18 protein-coding genes are annotated in these 20,202 nt (G+C 38.0%); 14 read left to right on the top strand and 4 right to left on the bottom strand.

The annotated features are described in order from the left end of the window. Positions 1–7 precede the first annotated feature (7 nt). Both HNR63_RS05715 and plsY read right to left on the bottom strand, forming a co-directional pair. Positions 8–1,372, bottom strand: coding sequence for an RsmF rRNA methyltransferase first C-terminal domain-containing protein (locus HNR63_RS05715; RefSeq protein WP_181520100.1), 1,365 nt, complete (start codon positions 1,370–1,372; stop codon positions 8–10). Between the two features lies 1 nt (position 1,373). Beyond that, positions 1,374–1,955, bottom strand: coding sequence for a glycerol-3-phosphate 1-O-acyltransferase PlsY (plsY, locus tag HNR63_RS05720; protein WP_181520101.1), 582 nt, complete (start codon positions 1,953–1,955; stop codon positions 1,374–1,376). A 135-nt stretch (positions 1,956–2,090) separates the two neighbouring features. Between plsY and HNR63_RS05725 the strand changes: the two genes are divergently transcribed. The 7 genes from HNR63_RS05725 (at position 2,091) to treR (ending at position 11,432) form a co-directional block, all read left to right on the top strand. Then, positions 2,091–2,495, top strand: a complete 405-nt coding sequence (locus HNR63_RS05725) for a CoA-binding protein (RefSeq protein WP_181520102.1) — start codon at positions 2,091–2,093, stop codon at positions 2,493–2,495. 122 nt (positions 2,496–2,617) lie between these two features. After that, positions 2,618–4,591, top strand: coding sequence for a DNA topoisomerase IV subunit B (gene parE / locus HNR63_RS05730; RefSeq protein WP_181520103.1), 1,974 nt, complete (start codon positions 2,618–2,620; stop codon positions 4,589–4,591). A gap of 4 nt (positions 4,592–4,595) precedes the next feature. Then, positions 4,596–6,986: a DNA topoisomerase IV subunit A gene (gene parC, locus HNR63_RS05735; RefSeq protein WP_181520104.1), complete on the top strand. Its 2,391-nt coding sequence runs from the start codon at positions 4,596–4,598 to the stop codon at positions 6,984–6,986. A gap of 71 nt (positions 6,987–7,057) precedes the next feature. Further along, complete coding sequence (locus HNR63_RS05740) at positions 7,058–7,447, top strand: PilZ domain-containing protein (RefSeq protein ID WP_181520105.1); 390 nt, start codon at positions 7,058–7,060, stop codon at positions 7,445–7,447. Positions 7,448–7,612: 165 nt separating this feature from the next. Continuing rightward, entirely contained in the window at positions 7,613–9,016 is a 1,404-nt protein-coding gene (treP, locus tag HNR63_RS05745) for a PTS system trehalose-specific EIIBC component (RefSeq protein WP_181520106.1), read from the top strand. 1 nt (position 9,017) lies between these two features. Next, the gene (gene treC, locus HNR63_RS05750) at positions 9,018–10,682 is read left to right on the top strand and encodes an alpha,alpha-phosphotrehalase (protein WP_181520107.1); all 1,665 of its coding nucleotides are present in this window, start codon (positions 9,018–9,020) and stop codon (positions 10,680–10,682) included. Positions 10,683–10,709: 27 nt separating this feature from the next. After that, a complete protein-coding gene (gene treR, locus HNR63_RS05755) occupies positions 10,710–11,432 on the top strand; it encodes a trehalose operon repressor (RefSeq protein ID WP_021095937.1) in 723 nt (240 codons plus the stop codon). Between the two features lie 26 nt (positions 11,433–11,458). Here treR and rpmG read toward each other — a convergent pair whose 3' ends face one another. Together rpmG and speE are read right to left on the bottom strand one after the other, a co-directional pair. Continuing rightward, the gene (rpmG, locus tag HNR63_RS05760; RefSeq protein WP_043966395.1) at positions 11,459–11,608 is read right to left on the bottom strand and encodes a 50S ribosomal protein L33; all 150 of its coding nucleotides are present in this window, start codon (positions 11,606–11,608) and stop codon (positions 11,459–11,461) included. Positions 11,609–11,707: 99 nt separating this feature from the next. Continuing rightward, the gene (gene speE, locus HNR63_RS05765) at positions 11,708–12,556 is read right to left on the bottom strand and encodes a polyamine aminopropyltransferase (RefSeq protein WP_181520108.1); all 849 of its coding nucleotides are present in this window, start codon (positions 12,554–12,556) and stop codon (positions 11,708–11,710) included. A gap of 243 nt (positions 12,557–12,799) precedes the next feature. Between speE and HNR63_RS05770 the strand changes: the two genes are divergently transcribed. The 7 genes from HNR63_RS05770 (at position 12,800) to HNR63_RS05800 (ending at position 20,145) form a co-directional block, all read left to right on the top strand. Beyond that, a complete protein-coding gene (locus tag HNR63_RS05770) occupies positions 12,800–13,624 on the top strand; it encodes a formate/nitrite transporter family protein (RefSeq protein WP_181520219.1) in 825 nt (274 codons plus the stop codon). Between the two features lie 91 nt (positions 13,625–13,715). After that, complete coding sequence (purU, locus tag HNR63_RS05775; RefSeq protein WP_181520220.1) at positions 13,716–14,615, top strand: formyltetrahydrofolate deformylase; 900 nt, start codon at positions 13,716–13,718, stop codon at positions 14,613–14,615. A gap of 161 nt (positions 14,616–14,776) precedes the next feature. Next, complete coding sequence (locus HNR63_RS05780) at positions 14,777–15,151, top strand: replication termination protein (RefSeq protein ID WP_003397201.1); 375 nt, start codon at positions 14,777–14,779, stop codon at positions 15,149–15,151. 64 nt (positions 15,152–15,215) lie between these two features. Beyond that, positions 15,216–15,479, top strand: coding sequence for a metal-sensitive transcriptional regulator (locus tag HNR63_RS05785; RefSeq protein WP_085789486.1), 264 nt, complete (start codon positions 15,216–15,218; stop codon positions 15,477–15,479). Positions 15,480–15,673: 194 nt separating this feature from the next. Then, the gene (locus tag HNR63_RS05790; RefSeq protein WP_246316765.1) at positions 15,674–16,495 is read left to right on the top strand and encodes an AAA family ATPase; all 822 of its coding nucleotides are present in this window, start codon (positions 15,674–15,676) and stop codon (positions 16,493–16,495) included. 10 nt (positions 16,496–16,505) lie between these two features. After that, the gene (locus tag HNR63_RS05795) at positions 16,506–18,410 is read left to right on the top strand and encodes a vWA domain-containing protein (RefSeq protein ID WP_181520110.1); all 1,905 of its coding nucleotides are present in this window, start codon (positions 16,506–16,508) and stop codon (positions 18,408–18,410) included. A gap of 301 nt (positions 18,411–18,711) precedes the next feature. Beyond that, on the top strand, positions 18,712–20,145 hold the full coding sequence (locus HNR63_RS05800; protein WP_181520111.1) for an alanine/glycine:cation symporter family protein: 1,434 nt from the start codon (positions 18,712–18,714) through the stop codon (positions 20,143–20,145). Positions 20,146–20,202: the final 57 nt, after the last annotated feature.

Here is a 20,202-nt window from a genome sequence, read left to right on the forward strand (position 1 = left end):
GGACATCCTATTTTATTCGTAATCCTTTCGGGTAAAAGTTTTTTACCACTCCTTTTACTTCTTTTCCCCAACCGAGTGGATAGCCGTCAATAGTAATTAATATCCATCCCCGATCGCCATTTGTTTGTAACGTTTCTCCTTTCATATATCGGATACTTTCTTCAAACGTGAGCGGAAAGTGTGCTTGTGCTTGTTGTTTTGTTAGTGCCATAGCTAAAGCGTGGTTTGGTTCAAAGCGATTTTTTTTCCATTCTCCTATATGGAGACCAGGGCGAACGACTTTTAAGCCGTCTAAACGTGGACATAAATAAGGGAGAGCAAATATATGCGTCCCAAATGCGTAAAGCGTCCCGTCTATTGTCGTTTGGATTGTGTTGTTTATAAACGTTTCATAATCACGCCACATCGCTTTCGATACGTTAGAAGTAGCTGTTTTTCCAGTCCATCGTTTTGCTTCTCCTCGTTTGCGCATTTTTGCAACGAAATGCCCTTCTCCTCGGAGATGATGAGGCCAAAGTCTTGCAGTATGTGCGATTTGTTCATTATGTGTGTTCGTCCAATGTGTCACACCTGGTTGAATCCCGTGTTCTTTTTCAATTGGAATGAGTTCCATATCATCGTAAGTTGCTAAAAACCAGTCAATCATTTGTTCATTTTCTTCGGGAGAAAATGTGCACGTCGAATAAACAAGTGTGCCCCCTTCGTTTAACATTTTATAAGCACACGATAAAATATGTTTTTGTGTTTGTGCACATTTTTGAACATGGTCTAAACTCCAAAATTGAATCGCTTCTTCGTCTTTTCGAAACATCCCTTCCCCGGAACATGGAGCATCAACTAAAATTTTATCGAAAAATCCTTCCAATGTTTCCGATAGTTTTTCAGGTGTTTCATTTGTCACAACAGCATTTGTAATTCCGAGTCGCTCAATATTTTCAGATAAAGCTTTGACACGCTTTGGATGAATTTCGTTTGCCAATAAAAACCCTTCATTGTTCATCATAGCTGCTAATTGTGTCGTTTTCCCACCGGGGGCTGCGCATAAGTCAAGCACGCGCTCTCCTGGAGATGGGGCAAGCACTTCAGCGACAAACATTGCGCTTGGCTCTTGAATGTAATACAATCCAGCAGCATGATACGGATGTTTTCCAGGCTGGGCATCGCGGTAATAAAATCCTGTAGAACAAAAAGGAATTGGATCAAGTTCCCATGGACTGATGTTTAAAAATGTCGATGGTGAAACTTTTAGTGTATTCACCCGCAAACCATGAACTTTTTCTTCATTGTATGTCGCAAAAAAACGCTCCGCTTCATTTTGAAGCAAAGCATTCATTTTTGTTATAAATTCTTCTGGTAAACGACATGTAGTCACGCTATAACCACTTCACTTTCGGTTCTGTTTTGTTTAAAATACGTTTGATGTTTGCTCGGTGACGATAAAATACAAAGAGTGTTAATAATGTGACGACAATGCGCAAAGGAATATCGTCTGTCCATATGAATGCATAAACGGTGGCATACACGCCAGTTAACATGGACGAAAGCGAGACGTATTTGGATATATACAAAATGAGAAAAAAGACAGCTAACATCGTCATAAAAAGAACAGGTGAATAAAATAACAACACTCCCCCAGATGTAGCGACTGCTTTTCCACCGCGAAATTGCGCAAACACCGGATATGTATGGCCAAACACAGCAAACATTCCCGTAATGAGCGGGTGAATGTCTACATGAAACAATACAGGTAAGCTTGTAGCCAACGTTCCTTTTAAAATGTCGGCAATCGTCACAATTAATCCTGCTTTTACACCGAGCACCCGAAACGTATTTGTTCCGCCTAAATTGCCGCTCCCATGTTCACGTATGTCAATTCCGTACCCAATTTTTCCGACAAGTAACGCGAACGGAATCGAACCAAGTAAATAACCGATGATCATAAGCAAAATGGACATTATAAGCCCCCTCTACTTCATTCATATTTCCTCTATAAAGGTCATGTTTTTATTGTAACATGCTTTTTTAAAAAATGAAGGCAGGATTATTTTTTTGTATGAAGAAATACTAGGTTATCATAGGAGGTAGATGACATGAATCCAAGTCGTGAACAAATCAAACAAATTTTAAATAACGCCAAACGAATTGCTGTCGTGGGATTGTCAGATCGTCCGGAACGTACATCGTACATGGTCGCAAAAGCGATGAAAGAAGCAGGATATGAAATCATTCCAGTTAACCCGCTTATTAAAGAATGGGAAGGCATTCCGGCTGTTGCTATGTTAACGGATATTGAAGGACATGTCGATATTGTGAATGTGTTTCGCCGCTCCGAACATTTACGTGAAATTGCTGAGCAATTTGTACAAATAGATGCGGACGTGTTTTGGGCGCAATTAGGTGTATATGATGAAGAGGTGTACCGTGATTTAACTGAAAAGGGTTATACCGTTGTGATGGATCGCTGCATCAAAGTAGAACATGCGCTCACACGTTAAAAACGACCATTCTTTTTGTAATGGTCGTTCTTTTTCTTCATGACGTTGGACGTTTTTCGAATGTATGTTAAAATAGAGAAAGTCAAAAAAACAGAAACAAATGTTCTTGTTGTGAAAGGGGAATGATTGTGACAGATAAACAACTTCTTACATATAACGAAGATACAATTCAAGTATTAGAAGGATTAGAGGCGGTTCGTAAGCGGCCAGGCATGTATATCGGAAGTACAGATAGCCGTGGTTTGCATCATCTCGTATATGAAATTGTAGATAATGCCGTTGACGAGGCGCTTGCTGGATATGGAAAGCGCATTGTTGTGACGATACATAATGATCAAAGCATTAGCGTTCAAGATGAAGGACGTGGGATGCCTACAGGTATGCATAAGTTAGGAAAGCCAACGCCAGAGGTTATTTTAACTGTATTACATGCAGGAGGGAAATTTGGTCAAGGTGGATATAAAACGAGCGGTGGTTTGCATGGGGTTGGTGCCTCTGTTGTTAATGCTTTATCAGAATGGTTAGAAGTGACGATTCAACGTGATGGGTTCATATATTACCAACGGTTTGAACATGGTGGAAAGCCTGTCAGTACACTTGAAAAAATTGGAGAAACAAAGCGAACAGGAACAAAAATTCGCTTTAAACCGGACCCAACGATTTTTAGTACAACAACGTTCCATTATGAAACGATTAGTGAACGTTTACGAGAATCTGCATTTTTATTAAAAGGATTAAAAATTGAATTACACGATGAACGTTCGGGATTACGTGATACATTTTATTACGAAAATGGAATTGAAGCGTTTGTACAATACTTAAATGAAGAAAAAGATGTATTGCATCCGGTTGTATTTTTTAGCGGCGAGCAAAGCGATATTGAAGTGGAGTTTGCCTTTCAGTTTCATGATGGGTATGCAGAACATATGCTTTCGTTTGTGAACCACGTGCGAACGAAAGATGGAGGAACACATGAAATCGGAGCCAAAACGGCAATGACTCGCGCGTTTAATGAATATGCACGAAAAGTAGGTTTATTGAAAGAACGAGATAAAAACTTAGAAGGCACAGACATTCGTGAAGGATTATCTGCGATTATATCTGTTCGCATTCCAGAAGCACTGTTGCAATTTGAAGGACAAACGAAAGGGAAACTAGGAACACCTGAGGCTCGTTCGGCCGTTGAAGCGGTCGTTAGCGAGAAACTAACGTACTTTTTAAATGAAAACCCAGATATCGCCACATTGTTAATTAAAAAAGCGATTCGGGCGTTTCAAGCGCGTGAAGCCGCGCGAAAAGCACGGGAAGAAGCACGTTCTGGAAAAAAGCGAAAAGGAAAAGAACATGTATTAAGCGGAAAGTTAACACCTGCTCAAACACGAAATCCACAAAAAAATGAATTGTATTTAGTCGAAGGGGACTCGGCAGGTGGCTCAGCTAAACAAGGTCGTGATCGTCGTTTTCAAGCGGTATTGCCTCTTCGTGGGAAAGTCATTAACACAGAAAAGGCGAAACTAGCTGATATTTTTAAAAATGAAGAAATTAACACCATTATTCATGCCATTGGCGGGGGTGTGGGGGCTGATTTTTCGCTCGATGATATTCATTATGATAAAGTCATCATTATGACTGACGCAGATACAGACGGGGCACATATTCAAGTGTTGTTGTTAACTTTCTTTTACCGTTACATGCGACCACTCATCGAAGCTGGTAAAGTGTTTATTGCCCTTCCACCACTTTATAAAGTAAGTAAAAAAGTTGGTAAAAAAGAAGTGATTGAATACGCATGGACGGATGAGCAACTGCAATCGATTTTGAAAAAAATCGGTAAAGGATATACGATTCAACGCTACAAAGGGCTTGGTGAAATGAATGCTGATCAATTATGGGAAACGACGATGAATCCAGAAACGCGGACGCTTATTCGTGTTCGTATTGACGATGCAGCACGTGCAGAACGTCGTGTCACGACATTGATGGGCGATAAAGTAGAACCGAGAAGAAAATGGATTGAGTCCAATGTGCAATTCGGTTTAGAGGACGATATGAATATTTTAGAAAACGATCATGTGATGACAACTGAGGGGGAATAAGAACATGGAACGTGTATTAGATTTACCGTTTGAAGATGTGTTAGGAGACCGATTTGGTCGGTATAGTAAATATATTATTCAAGAACGTGCCTTACCTGATGCACGCGATGGATTGAAACCGGTGCAGCGTCGCATTTTATATGCGATGTATGTAGATGGAAATACGTCCGATAAACCATTCCGTAAATCGGCTAAGACAGTCGGAAATGTCATTGGTAATTTTCATCCACATGGTGATTCTTCCGTATATGAAGCGATGGTGCGTATGAGCCAAGAATGGAAAGTGAGAAACGTGCTTATTGAAATGCACGGAAATAACGGAAGCATTGATGGAGATCCACCTGCAGCGATGCGTTATACAGAAGCAAGATTATCCGCGATCGCATCTGAATTGTTGCGCGATATTGATAAAGAAACGGTAGAATTTGTACCAAACTTTGATGATACGAGCAAAGAACCTGTTGTATTGCCAGCGATGTTTCCGAATTTACTTGTCAATGGTTCAACAGGCATTTCAGCAGGTTATGCGACAGAAATTCCACCACATCATTTAGGAGAAGTAATTGATGCAGTGATTATGCGCATTGATCATCCGACTTGTACAGTTGATGATTTAATGACCGTATTAAAAGGGCCGGATTTCCCAACGGGTGGCATCATCCAAGGAAAAGAAGGCATTAAAACGGCCTACGAAACAGGGAAAGGAAAAATTATTATTCGCGCTAAAGCAACGATCGAACAAGGGAAAGGCGGCAAACAAGCGATTGTGATTACGGAAATCCCTTATGAAGTCAATAAAGCGAATTTAGTTAAAAAAATTGATGAATTGCGCCTTGAAAAAAAGTTGGACGGAATTGTTGATGTGCGTGATGAAACAGATCGCACAGGGTTACGCATTGTTATTGAAGTGAGAAAAGACGGCAATGCAGAAGGTATTTTAAACTATTTGTACAAAAACACTGATTTACAAATTACGTACAATTTTAACATGGTTGCCATTCATGAGCGTCGTCCAAAGTTATTAAGCTTACCGCAACTATTAGATGCATATATCGAACATCAAAAAGAAGTGGTCGCGAATCGTTCCCGTTATGAATTACGAAAAGCAAAAGAACGCGCTCATATTGTGGAAGGGCTAATGAAAGCTATATCGATGTTAGATGAAGTGATCGCAACGATTCGTGCGTCCAAAGATAAAAAAGATGCAAAAGCAAATTTGATGAATCGCTATGAATTTACGGAGCCTCAGGCGGAAGCTATCGTCACATTACAGCTGTATCGTTTAACGAATACAGATATTTATGATTTGCGTGAAGAAGCAAACGCATTAAACGATAAAATCGAAGAATTAACGACCATTTTAGAAAGTGAGAAAAAGCTATTATCTGTGATTAAAGCCGATTTAAGAAAAATGAAAAAAACGTATGCAGATGAGCGGAGAACGACGATTGAAGAAGAAATAAAAGAAATTAAAATTGAAATGAATGTCGTTGTTCCCGAGGAAGATGTCATTGTCACCGTCACAAAAGATGGATATATTAAGCGGACAAGCCTTCGGTCTTATAGCGCTTCGAACGGACAAGATATTGGCATGAAAGAGAGCGATAGATTGCTCGGTATGTTCGAAATGAATACGACACATACGTTGTTGTTGTTTACAAATAAAGGTAATTATCTATATTGCCCTGTTTATGAACTTCCCGATATTCGTTGGAAAGATATTGGTCAACATATTTCTCATATCATTCCGCTTGATCGCGATGAGCAACTCATTAGTGCTATTCCAATCACAGATTTTTCAAATGGATATGTGCTATTTATTACAAAACAAGGGTTTGTGAAAAAAACAGCTCTCGTTCATTATAAAGCACAACGGTACTCTAAGCCGCTTGTGGCGATTCGATTAAAAGATGACGATGAAGTTGTGAACGTGTATCAAACTGACGGAACAGGGGACATATTCCTCGTCACACAATATGGCTATGGCTTATTGTTCCAAGAAGAAGAAATCGGAGAAGTTGGCGTTCGAGCAGCTGGAGTGAAAGGAATCCATCTAAAAGAAGGAGATTGCGTTGTTTCTGCCCAACAAGCAACTGAAGAAAACGTTGTTCTTGTGACAAAACGTGGAGCAGTGAAAAAAATAGCACGAACAGAGATCGAGCAATCTACACGTGCAAAACGTGGGCAACTTCTCGTTAAAGAAGTGAAAACAACCCCACATCGATTAGTGAGCTGTCATTTCCTTTCGAACGGATATGTTATTTTAAAGACGGAGAAAGGAATGATGGAAGAGGTTTATGTCGACGAACTGCGATTAAGTGATCGATATGGCAACGTAACATACGTGCTTGATTGTGAAGAAGTTGGTTATGTTACGGATACATGGGTGAAATAGTCATAACTCCCTTGAATTTCTTCGTTGTTTCAATTATATTGAAGAAGGTATAGTTTTCATATGGGGGACTTATGATGAGATTTAAACGACAAGAACCTTTCCGATATCAATTTGGTCAACCGATTCCGTGCACGTTCCGTATTACACGCATTGGAGAACGGGAAGTGGAAACGGATAAAGGAGCGGCTGAAATTCACGATATTAGTCCGCGTGGCATTCGAATGGAGACAAAATTAAATTTACCTATTGACTCTGCTAAAGGTGAAATGGAGGTGGAGTTACAGTTTACAATCGTCGATCAACCAATGAACGTCCGTGGCGTTGTCATTTGGAAAAAAACATATGCCAATGAATTTCAATACGGTCTATCGTTAGAGATTTCTAAACAAGAAGAAATGCAGTTAATTGGCGAAATTAAAAGACATGCAGCGATGTATGCTCGGAGAAAAGAAAGCAAATAAGCAAATAAAGAGGATGTCCATGTGGGCATCTTTTTTTCTTTGAAAAATGTTGAAAGCGGTTGACTAACTTGTATATACAGGTTAAAATAAAAACAAACAAGTCGACTTGTATATACAAGTTTATAAAAATTGTGTGTAAACGCTTTAACTAAGGAGGAGTAGAAGATGCGACAATCTGTTGAAAAAATTGTCCAAGCGGTCGGTGGGAAAGAAAATATTATTGCCGCGACACATTGCGTCACACGTCTTCGTTTTGCGTTAAAAGATGAAGGAAAAGTTGACAAAGAAGCATTAGAAAACATTGATATTGTGAAAGGATCATTTTCAGTCAATGGCCAGTTTCAAGTAGTGATTGGTCAAGGATTAGTAGAAAAAGTATATAACGAAATGATTGAAATGACCGGTCTCGGCCGCGCGACAAAACAAGACATTAAAGACGCTACGGAAAAAAAATTAAATCCGCTACAACGAGCCATTAAAACGTTGGCTGACATCTTTATTCCGCTTTTACCTGCTATCGTCACAGCCGGCTTATTGATGGGTTTAAATAACATTTTAACAGGCCCAGGGATTTTTTATGAAGGAAAATCGGTTGTTGATGTTCATAAACAATGGCGCGATTTTGCTGATATGATTAACTTAATTGCCAATACAGCGTTCGTCTTTTTACCTGGGTTAATTGGTTGGTCAGCTGTTAAAAAGTTTGGTGGAAGCGAGTTACTCGGAATTGTACTCGGACTTATGCTTGTTCATCCAGCGTTATTAAATGCATGGGCATACGCTTCAGCTGTGCAAGAAGGAACAGTGCCATATTGGAATTTATTTGGATTTGATATTCAAAAAATCGGTTATCAAGGTCAAGTATTACCTATTTTAATTTCATCATATGTGTTAGCGAAATTAGAACAATTTTTGAAAAAACGCATTCCGGAAGCATTTCAATTGTTGCTTGTTGCTCCAATTGCATTGCTTGTGACAGGGTTTGTTTCTTTTATTGCAATCGGTCCTGTAACGTTTGCCATTGCAAACGCTTTAACAGATGGTCTTGTTGCTTTATTCGATCGTTTTGCAGCGTTAGGTGGGCTCGTATATGGAGGGTTATACGCTGTTCTCGTTGTCACAGGAATGCATCATACGTTTTTAGCAGTAGACTTACAATTGATTGGTAGCACAGGTGGGACATTTTTATGGCCTATGCTTGCGTTATCCAACATTGCACAAGGTTCTGCAGCACTTGCGATGATGTTTGCTACAAAAGATGAAAAATTAAAAGGCTTATCGTTTACATCAGCTATATCTGCTTACTTGGGCATTACGGAGCCAGCGATGTTTGGTGTCAATTTACGATTCCGTTATCCGTTCATTTCAGCGTTAATCGGCTCTGCTATTGCGGGGATTTTTATTACGATTAATAAAGTGCAAGCTTCTTCTATCGGCGTTGGCGGACTACCTGGATTTTTATCGATTTTCCCTGATAAATGGGCACCATTTTTCATCGGCATGGCCATCGTCCTTATCGTTCCATTTACGTTGACGTACATTTTGGCAAAAACGAAAGGCGGTAAGTAATATGCATCCATGGTGGAAAACAGCAGTCGTGTATCAAATTTATCCGAAAAGTTTCAAAGATACAAATGGCGATGGAATTGGTGATTTGCAAGGAGTTATACAAAAACTTGATTATTTACAAACTCTCGGGGTTGATGCCATCTGGCTCACCCCCATTTACGAATCTCCGCAGCGTGATAATGGATATGATATAAGTGACTATTATCGAATTTATGAACCATACGGTACAATGGAAGACTTTGAAAAACTTATTGAAGAAGCGCATAAGCGGAATATAAAAATTGTGATGGATATCGTTGTGAACCATACGTCAACAGATCATGAATGGTTCCAACAAGCTCGCTCATCTAAAGATAACCCGTATCGTCATTTTTACATTTGGAGAGATAAACAAAACAATTGGCAATCGAAATTTGGGGGATCGGCTTGGGAGTATGATGAGCAAACAGGACAATATTATTTACACTTGTTCGATGTTACACAAGCTGATTTAAACTGGGAAAACGAAGAAGTACGTAAGCGTGTATATGAGATGATGCATTTTTGGTTACAAAAAGGAGTAGACGGTTTCCGGTTAGATGTCATTAATTTAATTTCGAAAGATCAACGATTTTTAGACGATGATGGATCCATTCCCCCTGGAGATGGAAGAAAATATTATACAGACGGTCCGCGCATTCATGAATTTTTGCAAGAAATGAATCGAGAAGTATTTTCGAAGTACGATATGATGACAGTAGGAGAAATGTCATCGACGACAATTGACCATTGTATTTTATATACAAATCCTGATCGTCATGAACTGAATATGACATTTAATTTCCATCATTTAAAAGTCGACTATCCAAATGGAGAGAAGTGGGCAGTTGCTAATTTTGACTTTTTACAGTTAAAAAAGATTTTATCGGAATGGCAAGTGAACATGCATAAAGGCGGTGGATGGAACGCATTGTTTTGGTGCAATCATGACCAACCACGCATCGTTTCTCGTTATGGGGATGACGGACGTTATCATAAACAATCAGCAAAAATGTTAGCCACAACGATTCATATGATGCAAGGCACACCTTTTATTTATCAAGGTGAAGAGATCGGAATGACCGATCCAAAATTTGAACGAATCGATGACTATCGAGATGTTGAATCATTAAATATGTACCGAATATTAAAAGAACAAGGAAAAAGTGAACAAGAGGTATTGCATATTTTACAGCGAAAATCTCGTGACAACTCTCGAACACCAATGCAATGGAGCGATGAGCGACACGCGGGATTTACAACTGGCACCCCTTGGATTTCTGTCGCGCGCAATTATGAAGAAATTAATGTTCAACGAGCGTTACAAGATCCAACATCTATTTTTTATCATTATCGAAAACTAATTCAGTTGCGTAAACGATACGACATTATTACGACAGGGGATTACGAACTCATTTTAGAAGATCATCCTTCGATTTTTGCATATATACGTAACGGAAACGATGAAAAACTTGTTGTGATTAATAATTTTTATGGACAAGAAACACTATTTGAATGGCCAGAACATATAGACATCACAGAATATAAAAGCGAAATATTATTATCGAACTATGACGACTCGCCAAGCGATTTTATAAAAATGATGTTGCGTCCGTATGAATCGATTGTTTATTACTTGAAAAAATAATGGTAAAATATTTTTCGGTGATAAACAATGAGTGAAAATAAATATTTGTCCATTTATAATGACTTGTTATCGAAAATTGAAAAGGGAATATTTAAACCTGGAATGAAAATTCCTTCTGAAAATCAGCTCGTTGAACAATATGAGACATCTCGTGAAACGATTCGCAAAGCGCTCAATTTACTTTCGGAACATGGGTATATTCAAAAAATTAAAGGAAAAGGTTCCATTGTATTAGACGTTCGTAAATTTGATTTCCCGATTTCGGGACTGATTAGTTTTAAAGAATTAGCACAAAAGTTAGGAAAACCTTCGCGAACGATTGTTGAGCAACTTGAAGTGATGAAACCTGATGAAATGTTAAAAAAACATCTTCATGTGACATCAAGAGAGGACATTTGGAAAGTAGTACGCGTGCGAGAAATTGAAGGCGAGCGCATTATTTTAGATAAAGATTTTTTCAATAAAAAGTTTGTTCCGTTTTTATCGAAAGATATATGTGAGCGCTCCATTTATGAATATTTAGAAAAAGAATTGCAATTAAAAATTAGTTTTGCCAAAAAGGAATTTTTCGTCGAAGAGTGTACGGATGAAGATCGAATGTATTTGCATGTTAAACAATATACCCACGTTGTTGTCGTGCGGAATTACGTTTATTTAGATGATGCGAGTTTGTTTCAATATACAGAGTCCCGTCATCGTCTTGATAAATTTCGATTCGTTGATTTTGCGCGGCGCATTCATTTGCATTAAAAATAATCCGTGGCATATGCCACGGATTATTTTGTTTCACGATGTAACGTATGGCGCTTTAGACGAGGACAATATTTTTTTAATTCTAGCCGCTCTGGATTGTTGCGCTTATTTTTCGTTGTTATGTAGTTACGATCCCCAGTTTCTGTACATTGTAAAACGATTTTCACACGCATGTTTCGTCCTCCTCAAAAAAAGATAATAGTAATCATTACGTTTTGTATCGTAATATAAAAAAGTCTGTTTGTCAACAATCGTAGCCGGAATGATCCCGACTACGATTGAAGATGTTCTTTCATAAATTGTGGGAGACGGAAGCATTGGTTTAATACATCAGCATTTGCGTATTTCGTTTGTTTTGAGAATGTGTTGAGTCGCTCAAATGAAATAGGTTGTTTACCACCGAGCGTAAAGCTCCATAGCCCGCCAGGATATGTTGGAACAGTAGCTGTATATACGTGTACATGCGGGAATAAATGACGAATATTTGTATATGTTTGTTTCAATACGTCCATATGAAAAATAGGGGATTGGCTTTGACAAACCATCATTCCATCTTCTTTAAGCGCTTCATGCACACTTTTGTAAAAATCGTATTCAAATAATACTTGTGCAGGGCCGATCGGGTCGGACGAGTCAATAATAATGACATCATACGTATTCACGTGATCTTTCACAAATTGAACCCCATCTTTATATATATATTGCACACGCGGGTCCGAAAGATTTCCAGATACTTCAGGTAAATGTTCTTTACATGCTTGAACAACAAGTTCATCAATTTCGACAAGATGTATTTCTTCTACCTCTTCATATTTCGCCACTTCACGAGCTGCGCCACAATCGCCCCCGCCAATAATTAAAACTTTCTTCGGCGACGGATGAAGAGAAAGAGGAACATGTGCAATCATCTCGTTATAAATATGACCATCAATGGAAGTGGTTTGTACAACTCCGTCAAGTACGAGCATTCTTCCGAAGTCGTATGAGTCTAAAATCATTACATGTTGAAATGGTGAACGTTCTGAGTAAATGATTTCTTTAATGCGATAACTAATTTTTAAATTTTCACGTTCATCTTCTGTTAACCACAACTCACCGTTTTGTTCCTTTATGTAGTTCATAGCTTCCTCCTCTAACAACGTATTTTACACCTTTTTTATATTAATATATTTCTGTATAGATTTGCAAAGGGTGAGAACAATATGTGCAAAAATTGCAATAGTCTTTTTGTTCGCAATCGTTTACAAAAATAAAGTGTTGACAGTTCTTTTAACATTTACATAAATTCGTTGAAAAACGTAAGGAAGAGGAGTAGGATAAAGTGTGAAAAACATCACAAAAATAGAAAGAGAAGTGAGGAAATGATGGATGCTTTACAAACATGTAAAGAGCTCGCATTAAAGAAGCGATCTATTTTGCAAAAATCACTGCTTCAATACATGATTCGTGCTGCTTTAGCAGGTGTATATATCGGTTTTGCTCTTGTTCTTTGTGTTCGGGTTGGTCAATACTTTTACGAAACACATTCACCAGCCACTTATTTAGTAAGCGGCATTTTCTTCGGGATTGCTCTTGTACTGATCATGTATGGTGGGGCAGAATTGTTTACAGGAAATACGATGTACTTTACCGTTAGTACCCTGCAAAAAGAAACGACGATTGGAGACACCCTTCGTAACTGGGTCGCATGTTATAGCGGGAATTTGCTCGGTGCTATTTTCTTTGCTTTTTTAATTGCACAGTCAGGGATTTTTCATGATCTTCCGATGGATCATTTACTATTTGCGATTGCATTGAAAAAAATGCATGCAACAACGTTACAACTGTTTGTGAAAGGGATTTTGTGTAACTGGCTCGTTTGTTTAGCTATTTTTATCCCGATGCAAATGAAAGAAGATATCGCAAAAATGTTCGCCATGATTTTAATCGTTTTCGTCTTTTTTGCTTCTGGATATGAACACTCGATCGCAAATTTTGTTATTTTCTCCCTTGCATTAGCTGTTCAACATCCTGATACGATTCATGTGGCAGGAATGGTTCATAACATCATACCTGTAACGCTCGGTAATATTGTCGGTGGTTCATTATTTATGGGCGCGTTATACACGTACCTTTCATCTTCTTCTGCTAAACAATCTGCTCCCATATGGAAAGGAGCTTTTGGCGTACGAAAAATAATGAATAAGTAAGAAAAATAGTCGGGATATGTTCTCGACTATTTGTTTATTTGTTATAATAATGGCTATTATTTATTTCATCGTTTTATAGGGGGGAGTTATGATGCATTTTCAACAAAAACATGCGCAAAAGTTTATGGACAAATATAAACATCGGGCACGCTTGCTTATTTCATGTCCGGATCAACCGGGAATTGTTGCAGCGGTTACAACTTTTTTGTATGAACAAGGAGCCAATATTGTTGAGTCGAGTCAATATTCGACAGACCCTGAAGGTGGTACATTTTTTTTACGAATTGAGTTTGATGCTCCGAATATATCGGAACGAAAAGAGGAGATGGAGAGAAAGTTCACAACGATTGCACAACGTTTTTCAATGAAATGGCGATTGAGTCTACATACGCATATAAAAAAGGTAGCGATATTCGTTTCAAAAGAAGAACATTGCTTATTAGAGTTATTGTGGGAATGGCAAGCGGGTGAATTGCTTGCAGATTTCGTCCTCGTCATCAGCAACCATGAACAAATGAGAGAAACGGTAGAGTCATTCGGTATCCCGTACTACTACATACCAGTGACAAAAGAAACAAAACAAGAAGCAGAAGAAAAACAAATACAGTTGTTAAAGGAACATGATATTGATGTCATTGTGCTTGCTCGTTATATGCAAATTTTATCACCTCGTTTTGTCGCAACCTTTCCAACGCAAATTATTAATATTCACCATTCGTTTTTACCAGCGTTTATTGGCGCGCGACCATATGAGCAAGCTTATCGACGTGGAGTGAAACTCATCGGCGCCACGTCCCATTATGTAACAGATGATTTAGATGAAGGACCAATTATTGAACAAGATGTGGAACGAGTCGATCATAAACATCATGTAGAAGACTTGAAACGAATTGGACGCATGATCGAAAAAACAGTCCTCGTTCGCGCATTAAAATGGCATTTAGAAGATCGTGTTATCGTTCATGAAAATAAAACAATTGTATTCAAATAAAGAAGAGGAGTTACTCTTCTTCTTTTTTGTAAAAAATTGATATCATAAAACTATGTTCTAAATAAAAACTGAATAAAAATAAAAATGTTCAATTATAATGGAAATATAGAAGGATTTTTCTTTTGAGTAAAGAATGTGTCATATGAGAGGAGGAGGAAAAGATGAGCGAAAAAAGAAAACCGAGCGGATTTTTATTAAAGCAACGCGCATTTTTAAAGCTATATTTAATTACTTTAACCGAACAAGAACGATTGTACGGACTTAAGTTGTTAGATGTACTTCGTGAAGAATTTCAGCCGTTTGGATACCGACCAAATCATTCAGAAGTGTACAAAGCACTACACGATTTAATTGAGGATGGAATTTTAGAACAAGTGAAAAAGAAAAAAGAGGGGATGAAATATCAAGAAGTTGTTTATTACCGTTTTACTGAGGAAGGATATAAAAAAGCCCAGTTATATAAGCGGCAATTAAAAACAGAATTAGATCGTTGTGAAGCGCTTATTCGTAAAGCAATTAAAGATAATTTTAGTTGACAATAAGATCATATTTCATTTAATATACTGATAAGGGTATATAAGAAAAAGGAGCTTGATAAACATGACATATGATAACCAGGTAAAAAACCGATTAAAACGAATTGAGGGACAAGTTCGCGGTGTGCTGAAAATGATGGATGAGCAAAAAGATTGTAAAGAAGTAGTTGCTCAATTATCTGCTATTCGTAGTGCTGTCGATCGTGCCATTGCAGTTGTTGTAAGTGCTAATTTGGAACGTTGCATTCGCAAAGATATCGAAACAGGAACATTAGAAAGTGAAAAACTGATTCAAGAAGCGGTTGAGCTACTCGTCAAAAGTCGATAATGCCGAGTGGCTCCTTTTTTATTGTTTGTTAACATAATATAATTATGTTAAACATTTTGTTTGTTTGTACAAATGAGTGCATTTTTTGTACAATACGTACGTATGAAAACATAGAAAGGGTTGACATCATGATGTATACACAATCATTTTCACTTCCTGAAACGATTCGGACGATCATAGAAGAAAGAAGAGAAATGTTTAAACATGACATACCCGAACGAATCGAGGGTACTGCATACACACCAGCCCATGAATCCATTTTATATGACGCAATTATCGCTTTAGCGTTAGGGAAAAATGTGTTATTAAAAGGTCCGACAGGTTCAGGAAAGACAAAATTGGCAGAAACATTATCAGCTTTTTTTGGACAGCCTATGCATAGCATGAACTGTTCAATTGATTTAGATGCCGAGGCGATGCTTGGATTTAAAACGATTCAACAAATAAACGGACAAGCATCGATCGAATTTATACCGGGGCCGGTCATTCAAGCAATGACAAAAGGGCATTTATTATATATTGATGAAATTAATATGGCTAAGCCAGAGACGTTGCCCATTTTAAATGGGGTGCTCGATTATCGAAAAACAATTACAAATCCATTTACCGCTGAAGTCGTAAAGGCAAAACCGACATTTGGTGTCATTGCAGCCATTAACGAAGGATATGTTGGAACAGTTCCGTTAAACGAAGCGTTAAAAAACCGTTTCGTTGTTATTGATGTACCGTACGTTCAAGGGGAGGCGTTAAAAAGTATTTTGAAACAGCAAACGAAGCTAACAAATGAAACGTTATTAGATCGTTTTGTCACATTGTCAGCCGATTTAATTGTTCAAGTAAAACAAGGATATGTATCAGAAGAAGCAGCTTCCATTCGGGCATTAATCGATGCTTGTGATTTAGCGGTGTACATTCCGCCACAACGAGCGATTGAGCGGGCGATCGTTGAAAAATTAGAAGATGATCGTGAAAAAGCCGCGGTGCGTAATTTAGCAGAAACGTTGTTTGATGAATGAGGGTGGCTGAATGAATCGTTTTATTATGTTTAATGATAAAAAAGTCGATTCTTTTTTGTTTATGGAATTATCGGATTTAGTAAAAACATTAACAAAAGATGAGAAAATGGAGCTCGAATTTGGCTATCAGTCGTACCTTGATCGACAACATAAAAAAGTAGTTGTTAGTCATTTTTGGGATAATCGATCAAAAGAGCAGTACGTATATGGATTAAAAAGTGATGTGTTTTTGCGAACGATCGGAAATTTTTATCATACAAGCGATGAACATATTATTTCCTTTCTTAATCAAGTGAAAGCCTATTCTATTCGGAATTTCGCTAAACAACTGTTTATGTTGCTTGAAGATCTTCGCTTAGAAGATGTATGTCGACATGTGCGTCCTGGAACAAAAAAATCGTTTATCATTCGGAAACAGGTGTACCGTCATTATTTTCAAACACAATGGAACGTCAATATGGTAAAAAGCATTCATACAGATGCATTGTTTAATTTTCTATATTTATTATTAACGGCGGAACAGCCGGTGCAAGACGTTTCTCTTCCTGAACCACTGCGATCCGCTTTTCCATTTGTTGAGCGTGAAATACGAAATGTATATGATGCAAAATCGACCGCTCATATTTCACATATTGTGCTTACAGTTGTAGATGTGTTAGATGAATTGTTAGATGCCGATATGTTAAACACATATTTTCATCTCCCAGAGTACATTTACACTGATCAGCAAGAAGATAGGGAAGATATTCGCCGCAAAGATCCGTTGAAAAATCATGATGTGCTCGATGAAAAATCGAAAGACGAAGAGATTTTTCAAGAAGTGATGCATACATGGCATCGCGAAACAAGCGATATGACAAACAGTTTTTTGCAGTTTGATCTAGAACAAGGCTCGCAAACGGATTTGCTTGGCGAAGGAGTTCGTCAAGGAGAAGCGGGAGATCAAGCGCTTGGGATCGTGCACGGTTCATCACAAAAAACGACGCATAATGATTATACGCATTTAGAACAACAACAATATCGCCAAGGGCTTTTTGGGCGTTCGGAGTACGAATACGGAAAAGAAAATCGTTATGCGAAACCGATATTTGTGTATGCTTCGCCACCAACAGTACAACAAATGAGACAGTATGAACGTGATCGAGAAGCCATTGGGCCGTATCAAAAAAAGTTGACGCAAACAATTGAAAAAGTACTCGAGCATAAAAAAATACATCCGCGTACAGATTTACATGCCGGACGTTTAAATAAAAAGCTGTTACGGTTTTTGATAGAGGATCATCCACGTTTATTTTATAAAAAGCATGAAACATCTCCTTTGTTAGATGCTGTTTTTGTGTTGCTTGTCGATTGTTCTACATCGATGTATGACAAAATGGAAGAAACGAAAAGGGGGATTGTTTTATTTCATGAATCCCTCCGAGCGCTTCACGTTCCACATAAAATTGTTGGTTTTTGGGAGGATACAAACGAAGCGAAACCGTCTTATCAACCAAATTATTTTCAAACAGTTATTCATTTTGATGCGTCTTTGAAAAAGGGGTGTGGAGCGGAAATTATGCAGCTAGAACCTCAAGAAGATAATCGCGATGGTTTGGCCATTCGGCTAATGACAGAAGAATTGCAAAAACGAAACGAAAAACAAAAATTTTTACTCGTCTTTTCGGATGGGGAACCAGCAGCCTTTGGATACGATCAAAATGGTATTGTAGATACGCACGAAGCGGTGACGGAAGCGAGAAAATTAGGAATTGAAGTAGTCAATGTGTTTTTAGCAAACGGAATGATTACCGAAAGTCAACAAAAAACGATTGAAAATATATATGGACATTATCATGTCATTGTTCCAAATGTAGAACAGTTACCGACATTTTTAGCCCCTTTACTAAAAAAATTATTGTTATACAAATTGTAAAAACACCCGTCATTCCGGGTGTTTTTATGTTAATTAAAAATTTTTTTCGTTAACAAAAAATTTTTTTAGAAAAAGATTGTATTTGAATAGTATGTGAGAAAAATAAAAACTTTTTGTTAAGATTGTTTTAAAATAGTATACAAGAATAATTTATTTTCAATTTTGTTCCTTTAACGCTGTAAAACGGTTGTGTTTTTCTATTTTTTTCTATTGACGTATAAATTTAATTTTCAGATAATACTATTGCAAGATTAATAATCTTACTAATTATCTTAATTATTTATTTTTAAGGAGGAAGTGTATGGAGCTCATTAATCAAGTAGTCGGATTTTTAAACAACATTCTCTGGTCTTATGTCATTATCGGTTTATTGCTCGGTCTCGGTTTGTATTTCACGATCGGGACGAAATTTGCGCAAGTTCGTTTAATCGGAGAAATGTTCCGAGTTTTAAAAGAAAAATCTCCTGAAGGAAAAGAGAAACAAGAAATTTCTTCACTTCAGGCATTCTTCATTGGTGCTGCGACACGTATCGGAACGGGTAACGTTGCTGGGGTTGCGATGGCTTTAGCAATCGGTGGTCCAGGGGCAGTATTTTGGATGTGGCTCGTTGCGATTTTAGGTGGAGCAAGCGCATTTGTTGAAAGTACATTAGCGCAAATTTTTAAAGTAAAAAGCGATGTTGGTTTTAAAGGTGGCCCAGGATATTATATGGAGAAACAATTGGGCGCACGTTGGATGAGCACAATTTTTGCTTTCACAATTATTGCAAGTTTCGGATTAACATTTAACGCCGTGCAAAGCAATACAATTGCTACAGCGTTTAAAAATTCATTTAGCGTGAACCCTTATGTAACCGCTTTCCTTTTAGCGGCATTAACAGCAGTCATTATTTTCGGTGGAGTTACACGCATTGCTCGTTTCTCTGAAATTATTGTTCCAATCATGGCGTTTTTCTACATCGGATTAGCATTGTATGTAATGGTAACAAACATTACTGAAATTCCAGCAGTTATTGCTTTAATTTTTAAGAGTGCTTTTGGTTTAGAACAAGTTGTGGGCGGTGGTATGGGCGCTGCAATTATGATGGGGGTAAAACGCGGCTTGTTCTCCAATGAAGCTGGTATGGGTAGTGCACCAAACGCTGCAGCAACAGCGACAGTTTCGCATCCAGCAAAACAAGGTTTTATTCAAGCACTAGGGGTATTTTTCGACACATTACTTGTATGTAGTGCTACAGCATTTATCATTTTATTGTCAGATACTTATAAAACGGGCGAACTTGTTGGTATTGAATTAACACAAGCAGCGCTTTCTGAGCACTTCGGTTCTTGGGCAGGTATTTTCTTATCAGCAGCTATTTTCATGTTCGCTTTCAGCTCGATCATCGGAAGCTATTACTACGGCGAAGCAAACATTGAATTTATTAGTAAAGGAAAAACAGCTTTATTCGTTTATCGCGTCCTAGCAATCGGAATGGTTATTTTCGGAGCACTTGCTAGCTTACAAATTGTTTGGGATTTAGCTGACTTAGCAATGGCGCTTATGGCATTAACAAACTTAGTAGCAATCGGTTTACTTGGTCGTATTGCGTTCAAAGCGCTTGATGACTATATGGCGAAACGTAAACGCGGAGAAGATCCTGTATTTTATGCTGATGATATTGAAGGGTTAAAAGGTGTTGAATGTTGGCCAACGCGCAAAGAAGAACATGTGAAAAAAGCTGTGGGTAAATAAGTTTGAGTTCAAATGAAAGCGGACAAGTCTAAGGGTGTTTCCTTAGGCTTGTTTTTT

This window comes from Anoxybacillus ayderensis (assembly GCF_013761015.1).
Classification (GTDB): domain Bacteria; phylum Bacillota; class Bacilli; order Bacillales; family Anoxybacillaceae; genus Anoxybacillus; species Anoxybacillus ayderensis.